The sequence below is a fragment of the Achromobacter sp. Marseille-Q0513 genome (assembly GCF_018195695.1).
GTDB lineage: Bacteria > Pseudomonadota > Gammaproteobacteria > Burkholderiales > Burkholderiaceae_B > Achromobacter.
This window is the reverse complement of sequence record NZ_JAGTJY010000019.1, coordinates 23,810-47,763: the sequence shown is the minus strand read 5'-3', so window position 1 is coordinate 47,763 and position 23,954 is coordinate 23,810. Positions and strand designations below refer to the sequence as shown.

The 23,954-nt window shown below is 69.2% G+C and carries 22 protein-coding genes; 5 read left to right on the top strand and 17 right to left on the bottom strand.

Annotated features, from left to right (window positions below; genetic code table 11):
- Positions 1–69: 69 nt before the first annotated feature.
- The 12 genes from KDH83_RS06790 to KDH83_RS06735 form a co-directional block, all read right to left on the bottom strand.
- The gene (locus KDH83_RS06790; RefSeq protein WP_212313763.1) at positions 70–2,073 is read right to left on the bottom strand and encodes a VWA domain-containing protein; all 2,004 of its coding nucleotides are present in this window, start codon (positions 2,071–2,073) and stop codon (positions 70–72) included.
- Between the two features lie 5 nt (positions 2,074–2,078).
- On the bottom strand, positions 2,079–2,885 hold the full coding sequence (locus KDH83_RS06785) for a CbbQ/NirQ/NorQ/GpvN family protein (protein WP_212313760.1): 807 nt from the start codon (positions 2,883–2,885) through the stop codon (positions 2,079–2,081).
- A gap of 67 nt (positions 2,886–2,952) precedes the next feature.
- Positions 2,953–3,990, bottom strand: a complete 1,038-nt coding sequence (locus KDH83_RS06780) for an aliphatic amidase (RefSeq protein ID WP_212313758.1) — start codon at positions 3,988–3,990, stop codon at positions 2,953–2,955.
- 25 nt (positions 3,991–4,015) lie between these two features.
- Entirely contained in the window at positions 4,016–4,705 is a 690-nt protein-coding gene (gene urtE, locus KDH83_RS06775) for an urea ABC transporter ATP-binding subunit UrtE (RefSeq protein ID WP_212313756.1), read from the bottom strand.
- Between the two features lie 9 nt (positions 4,706–4,714).
- Positions 4,715–5,476, bottom strand: coding sequence for an urea ABC transporter ATP-binding protein UrtD (urtD, locus tag KDH83_RS06770; RefSeq protein WP_212313777.1), 762 nt, complete (start codon positions 5,474–5,476; stop codon positions 4,715–4,717).
- Between the two features lie 38 nt (positions 5,477–5,514).
- Positions 5,515–6,561 carry an urea ABC transporter permease subunit UrtC gene (gene urtC / locus KDH83_RS06765; RefSeq protein ID WP_212313754.1) on the bottom strand — a complete coding sequence of 349 codons (1,047 nt, stop codon included), beginning with the start codon at positions 6,559–6,561 and terminating at the stop codon, positions 5,515–5,517.
- Positions 6,562–6,565: 4 nt separating this feature from the next.
- Positions 6,566–7,468: an urea ABC transporter permease subunit UrtB gene (gene urtB / locus KDH83_RS06760; protein ID WP_212313752.1), complete on the bottom strand. Its 903-nt coding sequence runs from the start codon at positions 7,466–7,468 to the stop codon at positions 6,566–6,568.
- Between the two features lie 106 nt (positions 7,469–7,574).
- On the bottom strand, positions 7,575–8,771 hold the full coding sequence (gene urtA, locus KDH83_RS06755) for an urea ABC transporter substrate-binding protein (protein ID WP_212313750.1): 1,197 nt from the start codon (positions 8,769–8,771) through the stop codon (positions 7,575–7,577).
- 367 nt (positions 8,772–9,138) lie between these two features.
- Positions 9,139–9,699 (bottom strand): hypothetical protein, encoded by a 561-nt coding sequence (locus KDH83_RS06750; RefSeq protein ID WP_212313748.1) that lies wholly within the window; start codon positions 9,697–9,699, stop codon positions 9,139–9,141.
- Between the two features lie 20 nt (positions 9,700–9,719).
- The gene (locus KDH83_RS06745) at positions 9,720–11,963 is read right to left on the bottom strand and encodes a TonB-dependent siderophore receptor (RefSeq protein ID WP_212313746.1); all 2,244 of its coding nucleotides are present in this window, start codon (positions 11,961–11,963) and stop codon (positions 9,720–9,722) included.
- Positions 11,964–12,169: 206 nt separating this feature from the next.
- Positions 12,170–13,057 carry an AraC family transcriptional regulator gene (locus KDH83_RS06740; protein ID WP_212313744.1) on the bottom strand — a complete coding sequence of 296 codons (888 nt, stop codon included), beginning with the start codon at positions 13,055–13,057 and terminating at the stop codon, positions 12,170–12,172.
- 83 nt (positions 13,058–13,140) lie between these two features.
- Positions 13,141–14,043 carry an NAD(P)/FAD-dependent oxidoreductase gene (locus KDH83_RS06735; protein ID WP_212313742.1) on the bottom strand — a complete coding sequence of 301 codons (903 nt, stop codon included), beginning with the start codon at positions 14,041–14,043 and terminating at the stop codon, positions 13,141–13,143.
- 121 nt (positions 14,044–14,164) lie between these two features.
- Here KDH83_RS06735 and folB point away from each other — a divergent pair, with 121 nt between their 5' ends.
- Entirely contained in the window at positions 14,165–14,524 is a 360-nt protein-coding gene (folB, locus tag KDH83_RS06730) for a dihydroneopterin aldolase (RefSeq protein ID WP_212313740.1), read from the top strand.
- Between the two features lie 2 nt (positions 14,525–14,526).
- A complete protein-coding gene (gene ttcA, locus KDH83_RS06725; RefSeq protein WP_249204905.1) occupies positions 14,527–15,522 on the top strand; it encodes a tRNA 2-thiocytidine(32) synthetase TtcA in 996 nt (331 codons plus the stop codon).
- An 86-nt stretch (positions 15,523–15,608) separates the two neighbouring features.
- Here the strand turns inward: ttcA and KDH83_RS06720 are convergent, their stop codons facing one another.
- From KDH83_RS06720 to apaG, 5 genes are all read right to left on the bottom strand, one after another.
- The gene (locus KDH83_RS06720) at positions 15,609–16,565 is read right to left on the bottom strand and encodes a D-2-hydroxyacid dehydrogenase family protein (RefSeq protein ID WP_212313738.1); all 957 of its coding nucleotides are present in this window, start codon (positions 16,563–16,565) and stop codon (positions 15,609–15,611) included.
- A gap of 57 nt (positions 16,566–16,622) precedes the next feature.
- Complete coding sequence (locus KDH83_RS06715) at positions 16,623–17,423, bottom strand: DsbC family protein (protein ID WP_212313736.1); 801 nt, start codon at positions 17,421–17,423, stop codon at positions 16,623–16,625.
- 201 nt (positions 17,424–17,624) lie between these two features.
- A complete protein-coding gene (locus tag KDH83_RS06710) occupies positions 17,625–18,794 on the bottom strand; it encodes a UbiH/UbiF family hydroxylase (RefSeq protein WP_212313735.1) in 1,170 nt (389 codons plus the stop codon).
- Positions 18,791–20,086 (bottom strand): murein transglycosylase A, encoded by a 1,296-nt coding sequence (locus KDH83_RS06705; protein WP_212313733.1) that lies wholly within the window; start codon positions 20,084–20,086, stop codon positions 18,791–18,793. The genes KDH83_RS06710 and KDH83_RS06705 overlap by 4 nt, the downstream gene beginning before the upstream one ends.
- Positions 20,087–20,115: 29 nt before the next feature.
- Positions 20,116–20,490 carry a Co2+/Mg2+ efflux protein ApaG gene (gene apaG / locus KDH83_RS06700; protein WP_103272143.1) on the bottom strand — a complete coding sequence of 125 codons (375 nt, stop codon included), beginning with the start codon at positions 20,488–20,490 and terminating at the stop codon, positions 20,116–20,118.
- A gap of 161 nt (positions 20,491–20,651) precedes the next feature.
- Between apaG and rpe the strand changes: the two genes are divergently transcribed.
- The 3 genes from rpe (at position 20,652) to trpE (ending at position 23,945) form a co-directional block, all read left to right on the top strand.
- Positions 20,652–21,371, top strand: a complete 720-nt coding sequence (gene rpe, locus KDH83_RS06695; RefSeq protein ID WP_103272142.1) for a ribulose-phosphate 3-epimerase — start codon at positions 20,652–20,654, stop codon at positions 21,369–21,371.
- Between the two features lie 17 nt (positions 21,372–21,388).
- On the top strand, positions 21,389–22,117 hold the full coding sequence (locus KDH83_RS06690; protein ID WP_212313731.1) for a phosphoglycolate phosphatase: 729 nt from the start codon (positions 21,389–21,391) through the stop codon (positions 22,115–22,117).
- 307 nt (positions 22,118–22,424) lie between these two features.
- Entirely contained in the window at positions 22,425–23,945 is a 1,521-nt protein-coding gene (gene trpE / locus KDH83_RS06685) for an anthranilate synthase component I (protein ID WP_212313729.1), read from the top strand.
- Positions 23,946–23,954: the final 9 nt, after the last annotated feature.

Below are 23,954 nucleotides of genomic sequence, written 5' to 3'. Positions count from 1 at the left end.
CCGCTCCGGGTTCGATCGCGTCAGTTTCAACATGGGCGGCAGCGGCGTCAACACGAGGATTCCTGGGGGTCAGCCGGCGGCGATGCGGGCGTAGGCGCGCGCCAGCGCGGCGGCCAGCCTGGCCGGATTGGTCACGAGCTGGTAGCCGCCCGCGCCGAACATGGCGCGCAGCTGCGGCGCGGCGCGCGCATCCAGCGCCAGGCAGTGCACCCTCAGGCCACGGCGGCGCAAGGCCAGCGCGGCGGCGCGCGCGTCCTCGACCAGGTAGCGCGGATCGTGCACGTCCACGTCCGAGGGCTCGCCGTCGGTCACCACCACGATGGCATGGCGTTCCGCGTCGGCGCGCAGCGCCAGTTCGCCGGCGTGGCGCAACGCCGCGCCCAGCCGGGTCGAATGGCGCGCGCGGGCGGCCTCGACGCGGCCGGCGGCCGGCCCCAGCGGCGATTCGCCGAAATCCAGCAGCCGCACGTAGTCCACCGCCGCCCGCGTGTCGGAAGAAAAACCATGCACGGCCACGCCGTCGCCGCTGCCGGCCAGCGAACCCGCCAGCAGCAGCGCCGCGCGTTTCTCCAGATCCAGCACCGTGAGCCCGCCCGACGCCGCCAGGTCGTTGGCCGACTCCGACAGGTCCAGCAGCACCAGCGTGGCGCAGCGGCAGGGCTGGCGACCGGGCCGCATGAACAGGCGCGCGTCCGGCGCCAGATCCAGCCGCCGGTCGACCAGCACCTCGATGGCGGCGTTCAGGTCGATGTCGTCGCCCTCCCACTGGCGCCGCAGCCGGCGGCCCCGGTTCAAGCGCCGCGACTGCGCCAGCGCGACCTTGTGCCGCGCCGCGCCGCCGGCCGCGCCGGTAACGGGGCCGGGCGCGGCGCGCTCGATCACCGTGCTCCAGTCCGGCCGCGCGCGGCCCAACCGGTAGTCCCATTCCGGGTAGGCGTGGCGCGCCAGCTCGGCGGGCGCGGCGGCCTCCGGCGGCGCGCTGTCCGGCGGCGACGCGTCCGTGGGCGGCGGCGCGTCCTGGCGCGCGCCCCGGGCGGTCAGCGCATGCGCCTCGGGCGGCGGCTGGGCCGATTCACCGTGGTCCCACAGATAGGAATTGTCATCGCGGTACGGCACCGGCACGGCGTGCTGCTGCGGATTGAAGCGCACCCGCATCTGCCCCAGGTCATTGGCCAGCACCGAGGCCAGCCGGCGGAACGCGGCGGCATCGCCCAGATCCGGCTGCGCCTCGAACAGGTCGCGCGCCTTGTTGACCCAGTGGTTGTCATCGGCCAGCGCCGGATCCATCAGCACGCGGTCCAGCCGCCGCGCCAGCGCGGCGTAGCTCAGGTCGGCGGGATCGGGCGCCGGCGGCACGAAAGGGCGGAACCAGCGGCGCGCGCCGGGAAAGGCGGCGCACAGCAGGCACTCGACGCGCGCGTCCTCGATCGCCGACACCACGGCCAGCGCCAGCGGCTTGAGCGCGCCCGTCGGTTGCGCGGCGCGCGAATACAGGCGGTGCGCGGCCGCGTGCGCCACGGCGGCGCGGTACAGCGCCCAGCGGTCGACGCCGTCCAGCACCGTGTAGCTGTCCGGCGCCAGCAGGTGCGTGGCGGTCAGGATGGGCCGCGACGGGGGACCGAACAGCGACTGGCGGCGCTGCGGCTCCACCGTCATCGCGCGTCGCGACAGGCCGGTCAGCAGATACGACAGCGGCGCCTGCAAGGCTTCCAGCTCGCGCGCGGCGGCCTCGCCATGCAGCGCCTCGCGCGCATAGGGATCGCGCAGCTGGAAATAGGCGCGCTGCGCGGCCGGCGCGCGCTCGTGTCGGCGCAGGCCCGCCAGCACCCAGCGTCCCAGGCCGCCGGCGCTCAGCCGCGCCATCAGCAGGTCCAGCCGCTCGGCCACGGCCTGGGCGCATTCGGGGTCTTCCTCATGCAGCGCCTGGATCCAGCGCCAGGCTTCGTCGGCCTGGGCCGCGCCCCGGCTGGCCGACAGTCGCCGCAGCTTGTCCGCCACGGCGCCTGCCAGCGGACCGGCGGCGCCCACGCCGGCCGGCGTGGTGTCATCCCAGGAAGGCGGCGGCGCGCGCATGGCCGTCATTCCAGGTTCGCGTCGATCAAGGCGCGCAAGGCGGCCGCCATGTCGGGATCGTCGGTCAGCGCGTGCGTCATGGTCATGTCGCAGCTGTCCGCCGGGCTGACGCCATCGCGAATCAGCACGCCGGCATAGATCAGCATGCGGGTGGACGCGCCCTCGTCCAGGCCACGGTCGCGCAGCGCGCGCGAGCCCTCGGCGATGCGCACCAGGCGCGCGGCCAGCGCGCCGTCGATGCCGGATTCATGGGCCACGATCTCGGCCTCCAGCGCCGGCTCGGGATAGCCGAACTCCAGCGCGGCAAAGCGCTGCCGCGTCGAGGCCTTCATGTCCTTGGCGCTGCTCTGGTAGCCGGGGTTGTACGACACCACCAGCTGGAAGTCGGGATGCGCGCGCACCAGCTCGCCCTTCTTGTCCAGCGGCAGCACGCGGCGCGCGTCGGTCAGCGGGTGGATGACCACGGTGGTGTCCTGGCGCGCCTCGACCACCTCGTCCAGGTAGCAGATGCCGCCGTGGCGCACGGCCTGGGTCAGCGGCCCGTCATGCCAGGCGGTGCCGCCGGCATCCAGCAGATAGCGCCCGATCAGGTCGGACGCGGTCATGTCCTCGTTGCAGGCCAGCGTCACCAGCGGCCGGCCCAGCTTCCAGGCCATGTATTCCACGAAGCGGGTCTTGCCGCAGCCAGTCGGCCCCTTCAGGATCAGCGGCATGCGGTGCGCGTAGGCGCGCTCGTACAGCGCGACCTCGCCGCCGGCGGGACGGTAGAAGGGTTCCTCGGCGATCCGGTAGTCATCGAGCGGGGACGGCACGTTTGCGTTCCTCCAGGCGTGACCCGTTCCGCGCCATGCGGAACGGGATGATCAGGACTCGCGGCATTCAACGATGCCGCGCGGCCTCGTTGGGCAGTCCCTCGATCGGGCATTCGGGCGTGCCCACGGTCGTGCGGGTGAAGGACTCGACCATCTTGCGCGTGCCTTCGGGGTCGTTGATCCAGTTGGCGTAGAAGTTGTACGGGCAGGCGGCCACGCCGTTGGCTTCCTCGCCGGAATTGATCTTGCCGGTGTAGCCGCGATGCACCAGCTTGAACAGGTGGTTCTGCGACTGCATGTTCTTGCGCGCGTCGCGGATCAGGCTGGTGGACAGCTCGGCGTACTGGATGCCCATATCCTCCTCGCCGCATTCGCCCAGCGTGCGGCCGTCGAAGCCGATGATGGCCGAGTGTCCGAAGTACGAATACACGCCGTCGAAACCGGCCGCGTTGGCCACGGCCACGTAGACGTTGTTCATCCAGGCCATGGCCTTGGACACCATGACCTGCTGGTCCTTGGCCGGGTACATATAGCCCTGGCAGCGCACGATCAGCTCGGCGCCGCGCATGGCGCAGTCGCGCCAGATCTCGGGGTAGTTGCCGTCGTCGCAGATGATGAGGCTGATCTTCATGCCCTTGGGGCCTTCGGAAACGTAGGTGCAATCACCCGGATACCAGCCCTCGATCGGCACCCAGGGCATGATCTTGCGGTACTTCTGCACGATCTCGCCCTTGTTGTTCATCAGGATCAGCGTGTTGTAGGGCGCCTTGTTCGGATGCTCTTCGTGGCGCTCGCCGGTCAGCGAGAACACGCCCCAGACGTTGGCCTTGCGGCAGGCGTCGGCGAAGATCGCGGTTTCCTCGCCCGGGATGGCGGACGCGGTGTCGTACATCTCCTTGGCGTCGTACATGATGCCGTGGGTGGAGTACTCGGGGAAGATCACCAGATCCATGCCCGGCAGGCCGCGTTTCATGCCCACGACCATATCGGCGATCTTGCGGGCGTTGTCCATCACCTCGGCCTTGGTGTGCAGGCGCGGCATCTTGTAGTTCACCACGGCCACGCCGACGCAATCGTTGCTGCTGGAGATATCTCCGTGTCTCATGACAATGCTCCTCGTAGTTTGGCGGTCATACCGCCAGGAAAGACCTGACCTTGTCCTGGTCCAGCGTCTCGCGCGCTTCCTCGTGCACGATGCGGCCCCGGTCGATCACCAGGAAGCGGTCGGCCAGGTCCAGCGCGAAGCTCAGCATCTGCTCGGACACCACGACCGCGAAGCCGCGCTCGCGCCGCAGCTCATTGAGCACGCGCGCGATGTCCTTGATGATGGAAGGCTGTATGCCTTCCGTGGGTTCGTCCAGGATCAGCACCTTGGGCTCGGACATCAGCGCCCGCGCGATCGCCAGCTGCTGCTGCTGGCCGCCGGACAGATTTCCGCCCTTGCGCGCCCGCATCTCCTTGAGCACCGGAAAGAAGCGGTACAGGTATTCCGGCACCGTGCGCGCGCCGCGCTCGCCGGCGCCGGCCAGGATGTTCTGCTCCACCGTCAGGAAGGGAAAGATCATGCGGCCCTGCGGCACGAAGGCCAGGCCGCTGCGCACGCGCTGGTAGCTTTCCAGCCCCGCCAGCTCGCGCCCTTCAAGCCGGATGCTGCCCGAGCGCGCCGGCAGCATGCCGATCAGCGCCTTCAGCAGCGTGGTCTTGCCCATGCCGTTGCGGCCCATCACCGCCACCGACTCGCGCGGCGCAACGCCGAAGGACACATCGCGCAGCACCTGCGACTCGCCGTAGCCCGCGTTCAGGTTCTCGATCTGGAACATGGCGTCTCCTCAATGGCCCAGGTACACGTCGCGCACACGCGGATCGGCCTGCACCTCATGCACCGTGCCCTCGCTGAGCAGGCGCCCCTGGTGCAGCACCGTGACCTTGTGGGCGATGCGCTTGACGAAGTCCATGTCATGCTCGATCACCACCATGGACTTGCCGCGCGCGATGCGCGCGAGCAGCTCGGCGGTCTGCTCGCGCTCTCGCGGGCTCATGCCGGCCACCGGTTCGTCCAGCAGCAACAGTCGCGGCTCCTGCATCAGCAGCATGCCGATCTCCAGCCATTGCTTCTGGCCGTGGCTCAGGCGCCCCGCCTTCTCGGCCAGCCGCTCGGCCAGGAATACCTGCTGCGCCATCGCCGCGATGCGCTCGCGCACGGCGGCCGTGCGGCGAAAGCGCAGCGAGCGCATCACGCCGTACTCGCGCGGCAGCGAGATCTCGAAGTTCTCCAGCACCGTCAGGTCCTCGTAGACCGAGGGCGTCTGGAACTTGCGGCCCACGCCGGCGCGCACGATCTGGTGCTCGGCCATGCGCGACAGGTCGCGGCCCTGGAACATCACCCGGCCCGACGTGGGCCGGGTCTTGCCGCAGATCATGTCCAGCAGCGTGGTCTTGCCCGCGCCGTTGGGACCGATGATCACGCGCAGCTCGTCGCGCGCCACCGACAGGCTCAATCCATCCACCGCCTTGAAGCCGTCGAACACCACCGTCAGGTCCTCGACGCTCAGGATCGCGCCTTCGCCAGGCCGGTCGGCCTGCATGCTCATGTCCATCGCGGGGGGCTCCTGCAGGTCCAATGCCGTGCTCATTGCGCGCTCCTTGCGGCGCGTCGCGCCTGCAGCTGGCCCACCACGCCGGCCAGGCCGTTGGGCATGGCGGCCACCACCAGGATGAAGACCCCGCCCAGGAAATACAGCCAGGCCTCGGGAAAGGTCTCGGACAGATAGGACTTGAGGAAGCCGATCAGCAGCGCGCCGACCACCGCGCCGGGAATCGACAGCCGGCCGCCGACCGCCGCGTAGATCACCATCTCGATCGAGGCCACCACGCCGATGGCTCCCGGCGAGATCAGGCCCACCTGCAAGGTGAAGAAGGCCCCGCCGATGGACGACAGCACGGCCGCCGCGCTGAAGACGCAGGCCTTGACGTGCGCCGTGTCGTAGCCGGAAAAGCGCACCCGGTCCTCGCGGTCGCGGATGGCGATCAGGATCTTGCCCAGCCGGCTGCGCACCACCGCCAACGCGGCCAGCATGCACAGCGTCAGGCAGACGGCCTCGACCAGGTACAGCACGCGCTTGCCTTCGTCGCCCACGATGTCCATGCCCAGCAGGGTGCGGAAGTCGGTGATGCCGTTGGCGCCGCCGGTATCGCCCTGCTGCCCGATGATCAGCACCGTCAGCGTCATGGCCAGCGCCAGCGTGACGATGGCGAAGTACACGCCGCCCACGCGCTTGCGGAAGATCGCGTAGGAAAACAGGTAGGCCGCCGCGCCCGGCAACACCAGGATCAGTGCCAGCGTCCAGCCCAGCGAATGGAACGGCTGCCACCAGGCGGGCAGGCTGTCCACGCTGCTCCAGACCATGAAGTCCGGCAGCTCGGGCGCAGAGGCCTCCAGCTTCAGGAACATGGCCATCATGTAGCCGCCCAGGCCGAAGAAGATGCCCTGCCCCAGGCTCAGCACGCCGCTGTAGCCCCAGGTCAGCACGATGCCGATCGCGACGAAGGCGAAGGCCATGTACTTGCCCACCAGGTTCAGGCGGAACGGGTCCAGCGCCAGCGGCAGGACCAGCAGCACGGCCAGCGCCACCAGCGCGATGGAAATGACTTCGGTTCTACGGTAGATCGCCTTCATCGCCTCACCCCCGCGTCTTGCTGGCGAACAGCCCGTTGGGCCGGAAGTACAGCACCACGATGACCAGCACCAGGATGGTCACCTTGGCCATGGAACCGCTCATCAGGTATTCGAACGTGGTCTGCGACTGCGCGATGGCGAAGCCGGAGAAGGCCGTGCCCAGCAGGCTCTGCACGCCGCCGAACACCACCACGATGAAGGAATCGACGATGTAGAGCTGGCCGGTGCCGGGATTGGTCGAGCCGATCATGGTGAACACGCAGCCGGCGATGCCCGCCAGGCCGGAACCCAGCGCGAAGGTCATAGCGTCCACGCGCCGCGTATTGATGCCGACCGCGCCCGCCATGGCGCGGTTCTGCGTCACCGCGCGCACCCGCAGGCCCCAGGCGCTGCGGTACAGCAGCAGGTACACGGCGATGGACACCAGCAGCGTCAGCCCCAGGATGAAGATGCGGTTCAGCGGGAATTGCAGGTCCGGCGTCGGTTCCCAGGCGCCGCTCAGCCACGATGCCAGCGGCACGCTGACTTCCTGCGCGCCGAACAGCGAACGGTAGGCCTGCTGCAGGATCAGGCTCAGGCCCCAGGTGGCCAGCAGCGTGTCCAGCGGCCGGTTGTAGAACCAGCGTATGAAGCCGCGCTCCAGCATGTAGCCGAAGACGAAGGTGGCGGCGAAGGCCAGCGGAATGGCCGCGAACAGGTACACGTCCATCCAGCCCGGCGCCCAGCGATGAAAGCCCAGCGACACGAGATAGGTGATGTAGGCGCCCATCGCCATCAGCTCGCCGTGCGCCATGTTGATGACGCCCATCAGGCCGAACACCACGGCCAGTCCGATCGCCATCAATAGAAGGATGCTGAACAGGCTGACGCCGTTGAACAGCTGCATTGCCGCGATATCGAGATTCATGGTTTGCTTCCATGCCGGGCCGGCGGACGCGCCGCCGGCCGTCGCCGCGCCGGCCGCCGCCGCGTGCCAGGGATTCCTCGGGGCGCCGCGCGGCGCCTCCAGGGGCCTACAGTTTCGGGAAGGGATTGGGCTCGATCAGCTCGGGCGATTCCCACACCACGTCGAACTGCCCGTCGGGCCGGGCGCGCCCCACCCGCACCTTCTTCCACACGTGATGGTTCTTCTCGTGCACGCGCACCGTGCCTTCCGGCGCCTCCAGCGTCAGGCCGGCCGAAGCCGCGATCACCGCGTCCGGATCGAAGGACTTGGCCTTTTCAACCGCCAACTTCCACAGGTGCACACTGTTGTAGGCCACCTGCATCGGATCGCCGATCACGCGGTCCTGGCCGTACTTGGCCTTGAAGGCCTGCACGAACTTTTCGTTGACCGGGTTCTTCAGGCTCTGGAAGTAGCCCATGCAGGCGTAGTAGCCGGCGGCGTTGTCCTTGCCTATGCCCTCGATCTCGTTTTCCGACACGACGGTCGACAGCAGCACCACGCGCGTGCCGTCCAGGCCGGCGGCGCGCAGCTGCTTGTAGAAGGCCACGTTGGAGCCGCCCACCACCGTGCTGTAGATGCACTCGGGCTTGGCCGCCTTGATCTTGTTGATGATGGACGAGAACTCGGTGTGACCCAGCGGCGCGTATTCCTCGCCCACGACCTTGGCGCCCATGCGGGCGATGGCGGGCTTGGCGATCTTGTTGCAGGTGCGCGGGTAGATGTAGTCGGAACCGACCAGGAAGAAGTTCTTGCCCTTCTCGCGCGCCATCCATTCAACGGCGGCGATGACCGACTGCGTGGCTTCCTGCGACGGGTAGAGCACGCGCGCGTCCTGCTCCTGGCCTTCGTAGTAGGTCGGGTAGTACAGCAGGCCCTTGCTGCGCGCCAATACCGGCAGCAGCGCCTTGCGCGAGGCCGAGGTATAGCAGCCGATGATGGCCGCGACCTTGTCGCGGTCGAGCAGCTTGCGCGCCTTCTCGGCGAACACGGCGTTCTCGCTGGCGCCGTCCTCCACCACCGGATCGATGCGGCGGCCCATCACGCCGCCGGCGGCGTTGATCTCTTCGATGGCCAGCTTCTCGGCGTCCACCAGCGAAGCCTCGGCGATGGCGATGGTGCCGGACAGCGAATGCAGCAGCCCGAGCTTGACGGTGTTGTCCTGGGCCCATGCCATGCGCGGCAGCGCGGTCACGCCCGACGCGGCGCTCATCAGGATCAGGGAGCCGCTTTGCTGCAGAAAGCGGCGGCGGTTGGTTTCGCTCATCAATGCGCTCCTGTGCGTTTCGGAAGGCAAGCCCGGTCCCTGGCCGCCCGGAATGGGCAGCCGCCTGAGCCAGCCGAATCACGACGGCAACCGCCCGACCGCAGCGCTTTCGTTTCTTCGGGCAAAGCTCCGCCCACGGCGCGCCATTGCGCCATCGTGAAGAAGTCGAGAAGCAAACGGAAAACAAAAAGGCCCGAGCCGGATATACCGGCTCGGGCCTTTTTGCCCTACGCCTGACTGGCAACACTGGCAGTCGGCGTGAATTCGGAGACGATCTTGCGTCTGGAATGCATTCTGAAGAAGCGGGCGGCGCCATGCCATGCGTATTTTCCCTTAGCATGCCACCGCCCACGCAAGCCGCGCCGGCTCAGGGTTTGCGGCGCATCACGCTGTTCGCGTACATCGGTCCCTGCACGTGATGACCCGTGACCACATTGGTCTGGTAGCGCTGCGCCGCGCCGTCCAGCGTGGCCGGATCCAGCACCGCGCGCATCGTCGCGAAGCCCGCCGAATCGACGCGCGCCGGCGCCTTGCCTTGCGGATACAGCGCGCGCTTGCCGTCGTCGAGCGGCGCCCGCATCACGCCGCCGCTGGCGGTCAGGTCCAGCACCAGCTTGCCGTCGCGCAGGCGCGCGGAACCGTGCGCGCCCAGCTCCGCGTCGTCCAGCAACAGGCTGCCGGTCAGCGCGACATCGCCGCTGGGCAGGGGCTGCGCATAGAGCCGCAGCACATATGGCGGCTCGCCGTTGCCGTCGTCCAGGGTCCAGCGATATTCGCCGGCCGCGAGCGGCGACACGCCAGATTGTGATTGCGCCGGCGCCGCCCGCGCGACAGTGGATTGCGCGGACGCCCCGGCGCACAGCGCGGCGCCCAGGACCGTCGCGGCGATGCCGCGCGCGGCCAGCGCGCGGAAAGAGATGGCTTGCATGATGACTCCTTGTCGATGACTCAATACTTGACGCGCATGTTCAGCATGAAGCTGCGCGGCTCGCCATAGGCATTGCCCATGTCGGCGTTGCCCAGGCGCTGGTAATAGACCTTGTCGAACAGGTTGTTGACGTTCAGCGCCAGCGAGATGTGCTCGTCGACGCGGTAGCCAATGCGCGCGTTCCACACCGCGTAGCCGCCTTGCGAGACGCGCGTGGCGCTGCCGCGCACCGGCCCCTGCGCCGCGCTTTCCGCATAGATGCCGCTCTTGACGTTGACGCCGCCGCCCACGCTCCAGCGGTTCCATGGGCCGGGCAGCTGATACGTGGTCCACAGCTGGAAGATGTGCCTGGGCGTGAAGGTGCGGAACGGCGCGCCGCCGTTGGCGCGGTCCTTCAGGTAGCGGGTGGTGTTGAAGGTGTAGCCGCCGGCCACTTCCCAGCCCGGCGCCAGCCGGCCCGAGATCTCGGTCTCGATGCCCTGGCTGCGCACTTCGCCGCTGGCCGCGTAGCAGCAGTCGCCCACCTCCGGATAGTCCGGATCGCGCTGCGCGCGATTGCGCTCGATGATGCGGAACAGCGCCAGCGAGGCGTTCAGCCTGCCGTCCAGCCATTCGCTCTTCACGCCGGCTTCGTAGTTGGCGCCAACCACCGGCGGCAGGGATCCGCCGTCCGCCGTGCGCAGGTCGCTCTGCACGCGGAAGATGTCGGCATAGCTGGCGTAGGCGGTCCAGTTCGGATCGATGTCGTAGACCAGCCCGGCATAGGGCGTCATGCGACCGTGCTCGCTGACGGCAGGATCGCTGCGTCCGCTGATCAGGTTGCGGCTCTGCGAGCGCCACCAGCTCATGCGCGAGCCCAGCACCAGCGTCAGCGGATCGGCCAGCTTGAGCCGCGTCATCGCGTAGATGCCGGCCTGGCGCGTCTTCACATCGTTCTTGCTGCCCCATTCCGGGTCGGCCGGCTCGGGATAATCACGCACGTGGTAGTCGAACACGTCGACGCCGCGCGCCGGAAAGCCCGGCAAGGCATAGGCGTTATAGGACCGCGCGCTGCGGTCGTACCAGTTGCCGCCCAGCACCAGCTCGTGGCGCCGGCCCAGCGCCTCGAAGCCGCCCGACACCATCAGGTCCAGGCCCAGCTGGCGGTTTCGGTACTGGTTGCCTCCGCCATACAGGCGCGCCCCCAGGCCCGTCGCCCGATCGACCGCGCCGCGCACATAGGCGTACTTGAGCTTGCTGGTTTCCTCTGCCTGGTTGACGTTGAAATTCACGGTCCAGTCGTCCGACAGCCGGTGCGACAGTTCGGCGAACAGCTGCGTGTTCTCGAAGTCCCAGCGGTTCCAGTCCGCGCCCAGATAGGTACCGCGCGTCAGGCCCAGGTCGCCGCCGTCGCGATAGCGCGGCATGTGCATCATGTAGGGCAGCCAGTCGCGCCGCTGGTAGCTGCCGCCCACGGTCAGGAGCGTGTCCGCGCCCAGGTCGGCCTCGACGATGCCGTAGTAGGCCTGCTTCTGCGAGTTGGCGACGTCGTAGAAATACTTGCGGTCCTCCTGCGCCGTGGCGATGCGGCCGCGCACCGAACCCGAGGCGTTCAGCGGCGAGGACAGGTCCAGCTCGCCGCGATAGTTGTCCCAGGATCCGGCGCTGGCCGAGCCCGAGAACTGGAACGCGCGGCCAGGCCGCTTGCGCACCAGGTTGATCACGCCGCCGGGCTGGCCCGCGCCGTTGAACAGGCCGGCCGCGCCGCGCAGCAGCTCGACGTGGTCGTACATGAACAGGTCGGGCTGCGCCCACGACGCGCCGCCCGTCTGCATGGGCACGCCGTCATACTGGAAGTACTCGATCTGGAAGCCGCGTGAATAGAACTGCGGAATCGCCGCCGTGGCCGCGAGGTCGATGGTGATGCCCGGCGTCTGCGCCATGGCGTCTTCCAGCGAGCTCATGTTCTGGTCCTCGATGCGCTGGCGCGTGATCACCGAGACCGATTGCGGAATCTCGCGCAGCGACAGCGGCAGCTTGCCGCCGACGCCGACGCTGGGCGCTGTGTACGAGCCGCTGCCCTCGGTCACGCCCACGCCGTCGCCCTGCACCGTCACCGGCGCCAGCGTGGCCGCCGCTCCCGTTTCCCCTGGCCCGGCTTCCTGCGCCCCCGCGGCTCCCGCCGTCATGCCCAGGGCCACGGCCAGGCATCGCCAAGCCGCTCCCTGCCTCTTGTGCGCGCGATCGCGGCCGCTGCCCGTCACGCCAGTCTTGATGCCCGACATTCCCTCTGTTTCCCGCTCGTTGAAATAAGATTGATAATCATCTTCAACGCGGCGTGCAGCGGCAATCGGAAAGGCTTTCGAATTCCGGACGGAGGCTTTCGCTTTTTGACGGGCAGGTTTACGGGCAGGTTTACGTGCAGATTCACGGGCAGGCCCGTGGCGCCGCCGTCAGGCTTGGATACGCGGCCCTTGGATGCCGCCGGCCCCTAGCGCAAGGCGCTGGGGCTGAGGCCGAAACGCCGCCGGAACGCCACGGAGAAATGCGCCGGCGCATAGCCCACATGCCAGGCCGCTTCGGACACGCTGAGACCGCCGCTCAGGATCAGCTCACGGCCGCGCAGCAGCCGCTCTTCCTGCAGGCAACGCGCCATGCTCAGGCCGAAGGCCCGCTTGAACGCCAGATCCAGCTTGCGCGTGTTCAGGCCCAGTTCGCGCGCCAGCGCGGGCGCCGACGGCGCTTGCCGCAGATCGGCCAGCAGCCGGCGCCGGGCCTCGTGCACGGCGTCCTGTTCCCGCGCCGCCGAGGCGGGCGCGGCCTGATCGCAGCCGCCCGCCTGCGCCAGCGCCACGGCGGCCAGCTCCAGGCCCTTGGCCGCCAGGTAGAGCCCGCGCGCCGGCCCTTCATAGCGGCAGACCCGCAGCTGGTCGGCGATGCGGCGCGCCTCCCGGCTGGCCGCGCCATGCCAGACGGCGGCGCCGGAACCCGCGGCCGGATCCAGCCGGGCCAGGCAATCGGGATCGACGCCCAGCTCCTGCCACAGCGCCGAGGCCGGCAGGCGCACCATCGCATAGCGCTGCGCGATGCCCGCCTCGAACGCATCCGCGCCACGCGCGCCGCCGGGATTCCAGGCCAGGCACAGGCTGGGGCCGCGCATCTGCCAGGCCGGCCGGTCCTCGACGCGGCTGCGCGCCTGCCCGTCGAGCAGGATGATCTTCAGGCCGGGATGCAGGTCTTCCTCGCGCCAGCGCGTGGTGCCGTGGCGGAAGGCGCCGGCCTGCACGGCGTAGCCGCCGTCGAGGCACAGGCTGGCGTCGATGCGGTGATGGTCGGCGGTATCGCCGGACGCCGCCTGGGCGGCGCGGATTGCGGACATGGCGGAAAGCCGGAGCGGAACGCGGCGGTTATTTGAGAATAATTATTATTAACCAAACCGCCAGGCCGCTCAACGCCGTCGGCTCATTCCCCGGCGCGCTCCCAGCGCCGCTGGATGGCCTTGGCCGCCACCACGCCATCGGCCATGGACGTCACCACGCAGGGATGCATGCGGTGCGCCACCTCGCCAATGGCGTAGATGTCGGGCACGCTGGTCTCGGCCGTGGCGAAGTCGGTGCGGATGTAGCCGCGCTCGTCGCGGGCCAGGCGCAGGTCGTCGGCGAAACCCGCCTGCGGCTCCCAACCGTAGAACACCAGGATCAGGTCGTACTGGCGGCCATCCACGCTGCGCGCGGCGGGATCGACCTGGTAGGGGCCGATGCGCACGCCCTCGCGGCCGGCGCGCTGTACCCATTGCTGCTGCGCGCGCACGCTGCGGGCATACAGGTGCACGGCGCGCGCGCCGCGGTTGCGCACGTAGACATAGTTCTCGAAGGCATTGTCGCCGCCGCCCAGCACCGCCACCGACAGCCCGGAATAATCCTGCGCCACGATGGGCGAGCCGGGGCCGATCAGCACGCCGGGCCAGGACGCGCCCGGCGGATGGTCGGGCAGGCCCTTGGCGCGCACGCCCGAGGCGATCACCAGGGTGCGGCCGCGCACGCGCGTGGCTTCGCCCCCGGGGCCGGCCAGCGTGGCCTCGATGCCGCCCTTGCAGGGGCGCACGTCCGTGGTCCGGGTCGACAGGCGCAGCGGCACGCCGGCGGCGCGCACGCTGGCGTCGATGTTGGCGGCGACCTGCTGGCCTGTCACGCCCGGCAGCACCGCGATCCAGTCGTCGGCGAAGGGATTGTCGTTGCCCAGCCCCCCCAGCCGCTCGCTGGCCTCGACCAGCAGCGGCGACAGGCCCAGCCGGGCCAGCCACAGCGCGCAGGAGGCGCCCGCCGGCCCGCCGCCTACAATGACGGAATCGTAAACTTGTTGCATTGCGTCCCTTGATCGCCCGCGCCGCATCCTGACAGCGCCGGGCCATGCATGGATTGTAGCCAGCGCGGCGGCCCCGCCCGCGCCGCCGCTACAATTCCCGCATCCCTTCCTGGTTTTCATCATGCCCACACGCCGCATCATCCTCACCGGGCTCGCCCTCGACGCCCGCATCGGCATCCTCGAGCACGAGCGCCGCGCCACCCAGCCCCTGCATGTCGACGCCGAGTTCGACGTGGACATCACGCGCTCGGTCGACGATCACGATATCCACAGCGTGCTGGACTACCGCCGCCTGCGCGAGGCCATCGTCGAGGAATGCACGCAGGCGCATGTGAACCTGATCGAAACCCTGGTGGAACAGGTCGCCGCGCGCCTGCTGGCCGACTTCCAGGAAGTGCGCTCGCTGCGCCTGCGCATCAGCAAGCCCATGGCGTTCTCGGACTGTGCCGCCGTGGGCGTGGAAACCCAGATCTCGCGTTGAACATGAATTCCATCGCCACCCCCGAGCCGCTGGCCGCCCCCGCCGAAACGGACCAGCCCGCGGTGTCCCGCCGCCACGACAAGGCCCGCCTGGAAGGCAACAAGCTCTCCAAGCGCCTGGCGCGCGAGACCACCCGCGCCCTCTCCGACTACAACATGATCGAGTCCGGCGACAAGGTCATGGTCTGCCTGTCGGGCGGCAAGGACTCCTACGCCCTGCTCGACATCCTGCTGCAGCTGAAGAAGCGCGCGCCCTTTCCCTTCGAGGTGATCGCGGTCAACCTGGACCAGAAGCAGCCGGGCTTTCCCGCCGACATCCTGCCGCGCTACCTGACCGAGCTGGGCGTGCCCTTCCACATCGAGACGCAGGACACGTATTCCATCGTCACGCGCGTGCTGGAAGAGGGCAAGACCATGTGCTCGCTCTGTTCGCGGCTGCGCCGGGGCATCCTGTACCGCGTGGCCAGCGAACTGGGCGCGACCAAGATCGCGCTGGGCCACCATCGCGACGACATCCTGGGCACCTTCTTCCTGAACCTGTTCTACGGCGGCAAGACCAAGGGCATGCCGCCCAAGCTGGTCTCGGACGACGGCCGCCACACGGTGATCCGGCCGCTGGCCTACGTGCCCGAAAGCGACCTGATCGCCTACGCCGAGCTCAAGCAGTTCCCCATCATCCCGTGCAACCTGTGCGGCTCGCAGGAGAACCTGAAGCGCAAGGAAGTGGGCAGGATGATCCAGGAATGGGACCGCAAGCATCCGGGCCGCTCGTGGAACGTGTTCAACGCGCTGTCGCGCGTGGTGCCCTCGCACCTGATGGACCGCGATCTGTTCGACTTCGCGGGGCTCAAGCCCACGGGCGTGCCCGATGCCAATGGCGATACCGCGTTCGACGCGGTGGATCCGGAGGACGAGGCCGACACGTCTTGCGGCGATACGCCGCAAGCCGCGGAACCCGGCGCCATTGCCGAACAGAAGATCGTCTTTTCCCGCAGCTGATGCGGCGACGGACATGAAAAAGGGGCTGCGCATGCAGCCCCTTTTGCCTTGCCGCGCCACGCAATGGCGCGCGGCGCCCTGCCTTGTCAGGCGTTCAGCACGCGCACCGGCGCGCCCGCCTGCCAGGCCCGCACCGCTTCCAGCGCGTTGCGATAGAAGGCCTCGAAATTCTCGCGGCTGACGTAGCCCAGGTGCGGCGTCAGGATGACGTTGTCCAGGTCGCGCACCGGATCGGTCGGCGACAGGGGTTCGTCGGGATACACGTCCAGCCCCGCGCCGGCCAGGCGGAACTTCACCAGCGCGTCCATCAGCGCGGCCTGGTCCACCAGGCCGGCGCGCGAGGTGTTGACCAGGTAGGCCGTGGGCTTCATGGCGGCCAGCGCGGCCGCGTCGACCACGTTGCGCGTGCGGTCCGACAGCACCAGATGCAGGCTGACCACATCCGACGTGGCGAACAGCTCATGCTTGTCGACCCGCGTCACACCGGCTTCGCGGGCGCGCTCGTCGTTCAGGTTGGGGCTCCAGGCCACCACGTCCATGCCGAAGGCCAGCCCGACCCTGGCCACGGCGGCGCCCAGCTTGCCCAGGCCGACCACGCCCAGGCGCCGGCCGGCCAGCGGCTCGGGCATGGCGGTCTGCCACATGCCTCGGCGCATGGCCGCGTCCTCGGCGGGCAGGTGCTTGAACAGGCCCAGGATGTGCGCCCAGGCCAGCTCGGCCGTGGCGGTGGCCGCCAGCGCGTCTCCCGGCGCGCCGCAGACGATGACGCCGCGCGCCTTGCAGGCCGCCATGTCGATGGCGTTGTTGCGCATACCGGTGGTGATCAGCAACCGCAGCTTGGGCAGGGCCTGGATGCGGTCCGCCGGGAACGGCGTGCGCTCGCGCATGGCGACGATCACGTCGAAATCGGCCAGTTCGGCCTCGACCTGGCTATCGGGAATGTAGCTGTTGAAGATGCGGACTTCGGAATCCCCGCCCAGCGAGGTCCAGTCCGCATAGCGCCGCGCCACGTCGTGGTAATCGTCGAGGATTGCGATTTTCAAGCTCGTCTCCGTGAGGGCTGGCCCGCGCCAGCCCCCGGCCGGCGCGGGCGGGGCGGATCAGTTCAGGCGTTCTTTCAGCTGGTCCAGCGGCAGCGCGCCGCTGATGCGGGAGCCGTCGGCGAAGAACAGCGTCGGCGTGCCGCGCACCATCAGGCGCTGGCCCAGCGCCAGCAGCTTGGCCTCGGGCACGTCGCATTCGGCGGCGGCCGGCTTCTGGCCGCGCAGCATCCAGTCGTCCCAGGTCTTGCCCGGATCCTTGGCGCACCAGACGTCACGCACCTTGATCTTGGAATCGGGCGACAGGATCGGGTACAGGAAGGTGTAGACGGTCACGTTGTCCACCGACTCCATGGTCTTGCGCAGCTGCTTGCAGTAGCCGCAGTTCGGATCCTCGAAGATCGCGACCTTGCGCGAGCCGTCGCCCTTGACCTGCTTGATCGCCAGGTCCAGCGGCAGCTGGTCGAAGGTCACGGCGCTGAGCTTTTCCTGGGATTCGCGGGTCACGTCGCGGCGCGTCATGGCGTCTATCAACGGTCCTTCCATGACCCAGGTCACCTTTTCATCGGTGTAGATCAGGTCCATGCCCAGTTGCACTTCGAACAGGCCATAGGGCGTACGCCGCACGGCGGTCACGTCCATGCCGGAAAAGCGCTGGCGGAAGCGCTCCTTCACGGCGTCGGCCACGGGGTCCGCGGGCGCCACCTGGGTCGTGGACACCACCTTGTCGCCCTTGCCGGCCTGGCCGGTGGTGACGGTGGACACGGACTTGTCTTCCTTGGCCAGGACCGGGGCCGACAGGCCCAGGCCGCCCACGGCCAGGAAACAAGCCGCCAACGCGGCCGAAACTCGGAAATTCATTGGGACTCCTGTGCAGATATGTCGATTTCTTGGCGGAAAGGGTAACCGATCCGCGTATGGGCGCGGCGCCCGTAGAGCCATCAGACCGGGACGGGATGGCGAGGTTCCGCCCGTCCTTCAGTCCGACCCCATTTCCAATCAGGTCGGCCCCGTCCCGCCCATGCAGCGGCCAATGGCCGCGGACGCGCCCTCGCAGGCGAGCTAGTTCTTCGATGCGCCCGCGATCAGATGCCGCTTGATCATCGGCGCGTGCTCGACCCAGCGCATGCCGGCGTTGCGCAGCCAGGCCAGCGGCGTGGCGCGCGCGGCGAACAGCTTGTGCAGGCCGTCGGTGGCCAGGCGCATGGCCAGCACCGGCTCGGCGCGGGCGCGCTGGTAACGGTGCAGCACCCGCAGGTCGCCCGCCTGGCGGTAGGGTTCGCGGCCGGCCACGGCCTCGACCAGCGCCTCGACGTCGCCCAGGCCCAGGTTCAGCCCCTGGCCCGCCAGCGGATGCAGGCGGTGCGCGGCGTCGCCCGCCAGCGCGATGCCCGGCGCCACCATCTGCGCGCGTTCCAGCGTCAGCGGAAAGCCATGCAGCTTGCTGCGTACCTTCAGCCGGCCCAGCCGGCCTTCGGCCGCGTGCGCCAGCAGTCCTTCGAGCGCGGCGGCCTGCTCGTCCTGCAGCAAGGCCAGCAGCCGCGCGGCAGCCTCTTCGCGCATGGACCAGACCATCGACACCTGCGCGCCATCGGACGTGTCCGGCAGCGGCAGCAGCGCCAGCACGCCGTCGTCGCGGAACCACTGGACGGCGGTGCCCTGGTGCGGCCGTTCGGCGTCCAGGTGCACCACCAGCCCGGTGTCCTTGTACGGCACCGCCTCGTGCTTGAGGCCGGCGGCCTCGCGCAGCGGCGAGGCCGCGCCGTCGGCGCCCACGAACAGCTCGGCGCGGATGCGGGCGCCGTTCTCCGTCTGGATCTCGCCGTCGGCGTAGCCCGCGCAGCGGTCCTCGATCCAGGGGATGCCGAACAGGCGCACGGCCTGGATCAGCACGCGCTCGATCTCGCCCGATTCGACGATCCAGGCCAGCTGCGGCAACGCCGCCTGCCAGGCGTTGAGATTGACCTCGCCGTCGGCGTCGCCGTGGATCTCCATGGCCTGCACCGGCGTCAGCCGGGCGGCGGGCATGGCGTCCCAGACGCCCAGGCCGGCCAGGAACCGCTGGCTGGCCGGGGAAATCGCGTACACGCGCGGGTGGTAGTGGTCGGCTTCGGCCGCCGGCACCGAGGCGCGCGGGGCCAGCACGGCCACGCGCTGCCCGCGCCGGGCCAAGGCCAGGGCGGTGGACAGGCCGACGATGCCGGCCCCGCAGACTACGATCTGATGGGTCATCGCGCGCTGGGCTCCCCTGCCTGCTTGGGCCACAGCAGCCACATCTGGCCGCGCTGCTTCATGCGGCCCGCCTGCTGCCCGGCTTCCTCGCCGTAGCCCCAATAGAAGTCGGCCCGCGCCGCGCCGCGGATCGCGGTGCCGGTGTCCTGGGCGAACACCAGCCGCTGCAACGGCCGGTCGGACGCGGGATAGGTGGTGGCCAGGAATACCGGCGTGCCCAGCGGCACGAAACCGGCGTCCACCGCCACCGAACGCTGCGGCGCCAGGGCGATGCCGTAGGCGCCCTTGGGGCCCTGCTCCGGATCGACCACGGCTTCCTCGCGGAAGAACACCACGGCGGGATTGGCATTGAGCATTTCCGGCACGCGCTTCGGGTTGCGCTGCGCCCAGGCGCGGATGTTCTGCATGGAGGCCTGGTCGGCCGACAGCTCGCCGCGGTCGATCAGCCAGCGGCCGATGGACGCATAGGGCTGGCCGTTGTGATCGGCGTAGGCCACACGGATGGTCTTGCCCGAATCGGGGCCGTCGGTCAGCAACACGCGGCCCGAGCCCTGCACCTGCAGGAAGAAGTTGTCCACCGGGTCGTCCACCCACACCAGCACGGGCGGACGGCGGCCCGAGGCCTCGATGGCGGCGCGGGTGTCGTAGGGCACGACGCGCTTGCCGTCGAGCTTGCCGCGCACGCGCTTGCCGGCCAGTTCCGGGTACACCGCGCCCAGGTCGATGGTCAGCAGGTCCGCCGGTACCGTGTACAGCGGCCATTGGTAGGCGCCGCCCTGGCGCCGCGAGCCGCGCACCAGCGGCTCGTAGTAGCCGGTGACGGTATTCGAGGCCGGCTTGCCGTCGGCGGCATTCAGCCGCCAGGGCTGCAGATAGGTTTGCAGGAAGCGGCGCACGCCCTCGCCGTCGCCCGCCGCCGGCGCGCGCGCCGGATCGGCCGCCGCCGCGCAGACCGGCTGCCAGGCGCGCGGCGCGGCGCGTGCCGGCGCGGCCAGGTTGCCGCTGGTGGGTCGCATCAGTCCGCGGCAATTGCGGATGAACAACGGCCAGAACTGCGACAGGTCGTCGTTGCTCCAGCCCGGCATCTCGGCCCAGGACGCGGGCTTGAGCTTGCCGCCCAGCGCGCGCGGCGGCGTGTCCGCCAGCGCCGACAGCGACGGCACGCGCAGCGGGCCTTCCGCCGCGGGGGCCGAAACGCCCGGGCCGCTGCCCGATTCAGGGGGGATTTCGGAGGTGGTGGTGCACGCGGCGAGGAGCGCCGACAGCACGGACAGACAGAGAATGCGCTTCATGGGCCAGAAAAAACAGTCGCCTCGCGGCGTCAGTGCAAGGTACGCGGCATCGCCAGGACGAATTCGGAAATCGGCACTTCGAACGGGATGCCGTTCTCGCCGACGCAATGATAGGTGCCGCGCATCGTGCCCACCGGGGTGGGCAGCGGGCAGCCGCTGGTGTATTCGAAGGTCTCGCCGGGCGCCAGCAGGGGCTGCTGCCCGACCACGCCCAGCCCGCGCACTTCCTGCACGCGCTGGTTGCCGTCGGTGATGATCCAGTGGCGGCTGATCACCTGGGCCGGGTGTTCGCCGGTGTTGGTGATGCGGACGGTGTAGGCGAACACGAACTGGTGCTCGCCCGGATCGGACTGTTCGGGAACGAAGCGCGGAGAGACAGAGACGCTGAGGTCGTAAGGTTTCACAGTCCTTCCCTGTGTGGGGATGATGCACCCGGGGCTGCGCCTGACGCCACGCCAGGGCGTTCCAGGACGAGCTGGCGGCGCGCTTGTCGGACAACCGCGGACGGACGCCGCCGCAAGGGCTTTTCCCGACATCGCGCCCCAAACTGCAATAATGGCACATTATGCCCTCCCGCACCCCGAACGCCATGTCGAACGCCACCCGCATCACTCCCAGCATCCTGTCCGCCGACTTCGCCCGCCTGGGCGAGGAAGTGCGCGACGTCGTCGCCGCCGGCGCCGACTGGATCCACTTCGACGTGATGGACAACCACTACGTGCCCAACCTGACCATCGGCCCGATGGTCTGTGCGGCGATCCGCCCGCACGTGACGGTGCCCATCGACGTGCACCTCATGGTCGAGCCGGTGGACGAGCTGGTGCCCATGTTCGCCAAGGCCGGCGCCGACTACATCAGCTTCCACCCGGAGGCCAGCCGCCACGTGCACCGCACGCTGTCGCTGATCCGCGAGCAAGGCTGCAAGGCCGGCCTGGTGTTCAACCCGGCCACGCCGCTGTCGCTGATGGACCATGTGATGGACAAGATCGACCTGGTGCTGCTCATGTCGGTGAACCCCGGCTTCGGCGGCCAGAGCTTCATCCCCAGCACCCTGGCCAAGCTGCGCGAGGCGCGCGCCCGCATCGACGCCTGGACCCAGGCCGGCGGCCAGCCGATAGCGCTGCAGGTCGACGGCGGGGTCAAGATCGACAACATCGCCGAGATCCGCCGCGCCGGCGCCGACACCTTCGTGGCCGGCTCGGCCATCTTCGGCAAGCCCGACTACCCCGGCATCATCAAGTCCATGCGCGAGCAGATCGCGCTGGGCGAGAGCCTGTCCGCCTGAGCCCCGGGAACATCGCCATGACCGCATTCCGCGCCGCGCTGCTGGACCTGGACGGCACCCTGCTGGACTCCATCCCCGACCTGGCCTGGGCCGCCAACGCCATGCGCGTGGAGCTGGGCATGGCGCCGCTACGCGAGGACGTGGTGGCCACCTTCGTCGGCAAGGGCGTGGACAACCTGGTGCGCCGCAGCCTGGCCGGCAGCCTGGAGGCGGCCGAGCCGGACGCCGACGCCTTCGCCCATGCCCGCGAGATCTTCCACCGCCACTACCACGAGGTGAACGGCGAGAAGGCCACCGTCTACCCCGGCGTGATCGAGGGCCTGAAGCACCTGCGCGAGCAGGGGCTGAAGCTGGCGGTGGTGACCAACAAGCCCACCGAGTTCACCATTCCGCTCTTGCAGCGCGCCGGCCTGGCGGGCTTTTTCGACGCCGTGGTCTGCGGCGACACCTGCGCGCGGCGCAAGCCCGATCCGGACCAGGTGCTGCACGCCTGCGAACTGCTGGGCGTGGCCCCGCGCGAGGCCGTGACCATCGGCGATTCCATCAACGACGCCCAGGCCGGGCGCAACGCCGGCACCCAGGTGCTGGTGGTGCCTTATGGCTACAACGAAGGCCGTGACGTGCGCGAGCTGGATGTCGATGGTATAGTGGACACGCTTGTCGACGCCGCCCGGTGGGTCGCGCTCTGGAATCAAAACAGGGACGCAGCTGAAATCCATCATGGCATCGCCGGGCCGCAAGCCTGATCGACAACGCAAAACCCTGCACAACGCAAGAACGCTCGCACAACACATGAACGTTTCCATCCAGAACCAAATGCTCGGCGCCTCGTGGCGCTGGTGGCGTTTGTCTTCCGGGTGGCGATGATTCCCTTCCCGGCCCTAGACGCGACTTAGCCGCCTAGCGCCGACACTGTGCAAGCACAGCGCCAAGCCCGGAACCAGTAACCTGGACCGGGCTTTTTTGTTGCGCGCCCGGTCCCGAATGCGAAAACCCGCGAAACCCCGCGAATACCGCGACACCCCCGCAAACCATCGCCGACGAGACCCGAACATGACCGAAATCGAATTCAAAGCCCTCGCCGCCCAAGGCTACAACCGCATCCCGCTGGTGGCCGAGACCTACGCCGACCTGGACACGCCGCTGGGCATCTACCTGAAGCTGGCCCACGCCGGCCCCCAGGCCGGCCGCATGACCTGCCTGATGGAATCGGTGGTGGGCGGCGAACGCTTCGGCCGCTATTCGTTCATCGGCCTGCCGGCGCGCACCGTGATCCGCGCCAGCGGCACGCGCACCGAGGTGCTGCACGACGGCAAGGTCACCGAAACCCATGACGGCGACCCGCTGGCCTTCATCGAGCAATACCAGGCGCGCTTCAAGGTCGCGCTGCGCCCCGGCATGCCGCGTTTCTGCGGCGGCCTGGCGGGCTATTTCGGCTACGACACGGTGCGCCACATCGAGCCCTGCCTGGGCCCGGCGGTCAAGCCCTTCCCGGCCGGCATGGAAGGCGGCACGCCGGACCTGATGCTGATGCACGTGGACGAGCTGGTCATCGTCGACAACCTGGCCGGCCGCATCTACCTGATGGTCTACGCCGACCCGGCCCAGCCCGAGGCCTACAGCCGCGCCCAGCAGCGCCTGCACGACCTGCGCGCGCGGCTGCGACGCCCGGTGGAAATCCCGTACAGCCACGCCAGCATGCAGACCGAGGAACGGCGCGATTTCAAGAAGGAAGACTATCTGGCGGCCGTGCACCGCGCCAAGGAACACATCGCCGCCGGCGATCTGATGCAGGTCCAGGTCGGCCAGGTCATCGCCAAGCCCTTCCGCGATTCGCCCCTCTCCCTCTACCGCGCCCTGCGGTCGCTCAATCCCTCCCCCTACATGTATTTCTGGAACTTCGGCGACTTCCAGGTCGTGGGCGCCTCGCCCGAGATCCTGGTGCGCCAGGAGCGCATCGTCGACAACGGCGAACCGAAGTCGCAGATCACCATCCGCCCGCTGGCCGGCACCCGCAAGCGCGGCGCCACGCCCGAAGAGGACGCGGCGCTGGCGGCGGAACTGAAGGCCGATCCCAAGGAAGTGGCCGAACACGTCATGCTGATCGACCTGGCGCGCAATGACGTCGGCCGCGTGGCCGAGGTGGGCTCGGTCAAGGTCAGCGACACCATGGTGATCGAGCGCTACTCGCACGTGATGCACCTGGTGTCCAACGTCACCGGCACCCTCAATCCCGGCATGAGCAGCATGGACGTGCTGCGCGCCTCCTTCCCCGCCGGCACGCTGACCGGCGCGCCCAAGGTCGAGGCCATGAAGCTCATCGACGAGCTCGAGCCGGTGCGCCGCGGCATCTACGGCGGCGCGGCCGGCTACCTGAGCTATGGCGGCGAGATGGACGTGGCCATCGCCATCCGCACGGGCGTGATCAAGGACGGCACGCTGTATGTGCAGGCCGCCGCCGGCATCGTCGCCGACTCCAATCCCGAAGCCGAATGGGCCGAGACCGAGGCCAAGGCCCGCGCCGTGCTGCGCGCGGCCGAGCAGGTGCAGCACGGCCTGGACGAACCCATCTGAGCGCGCCCC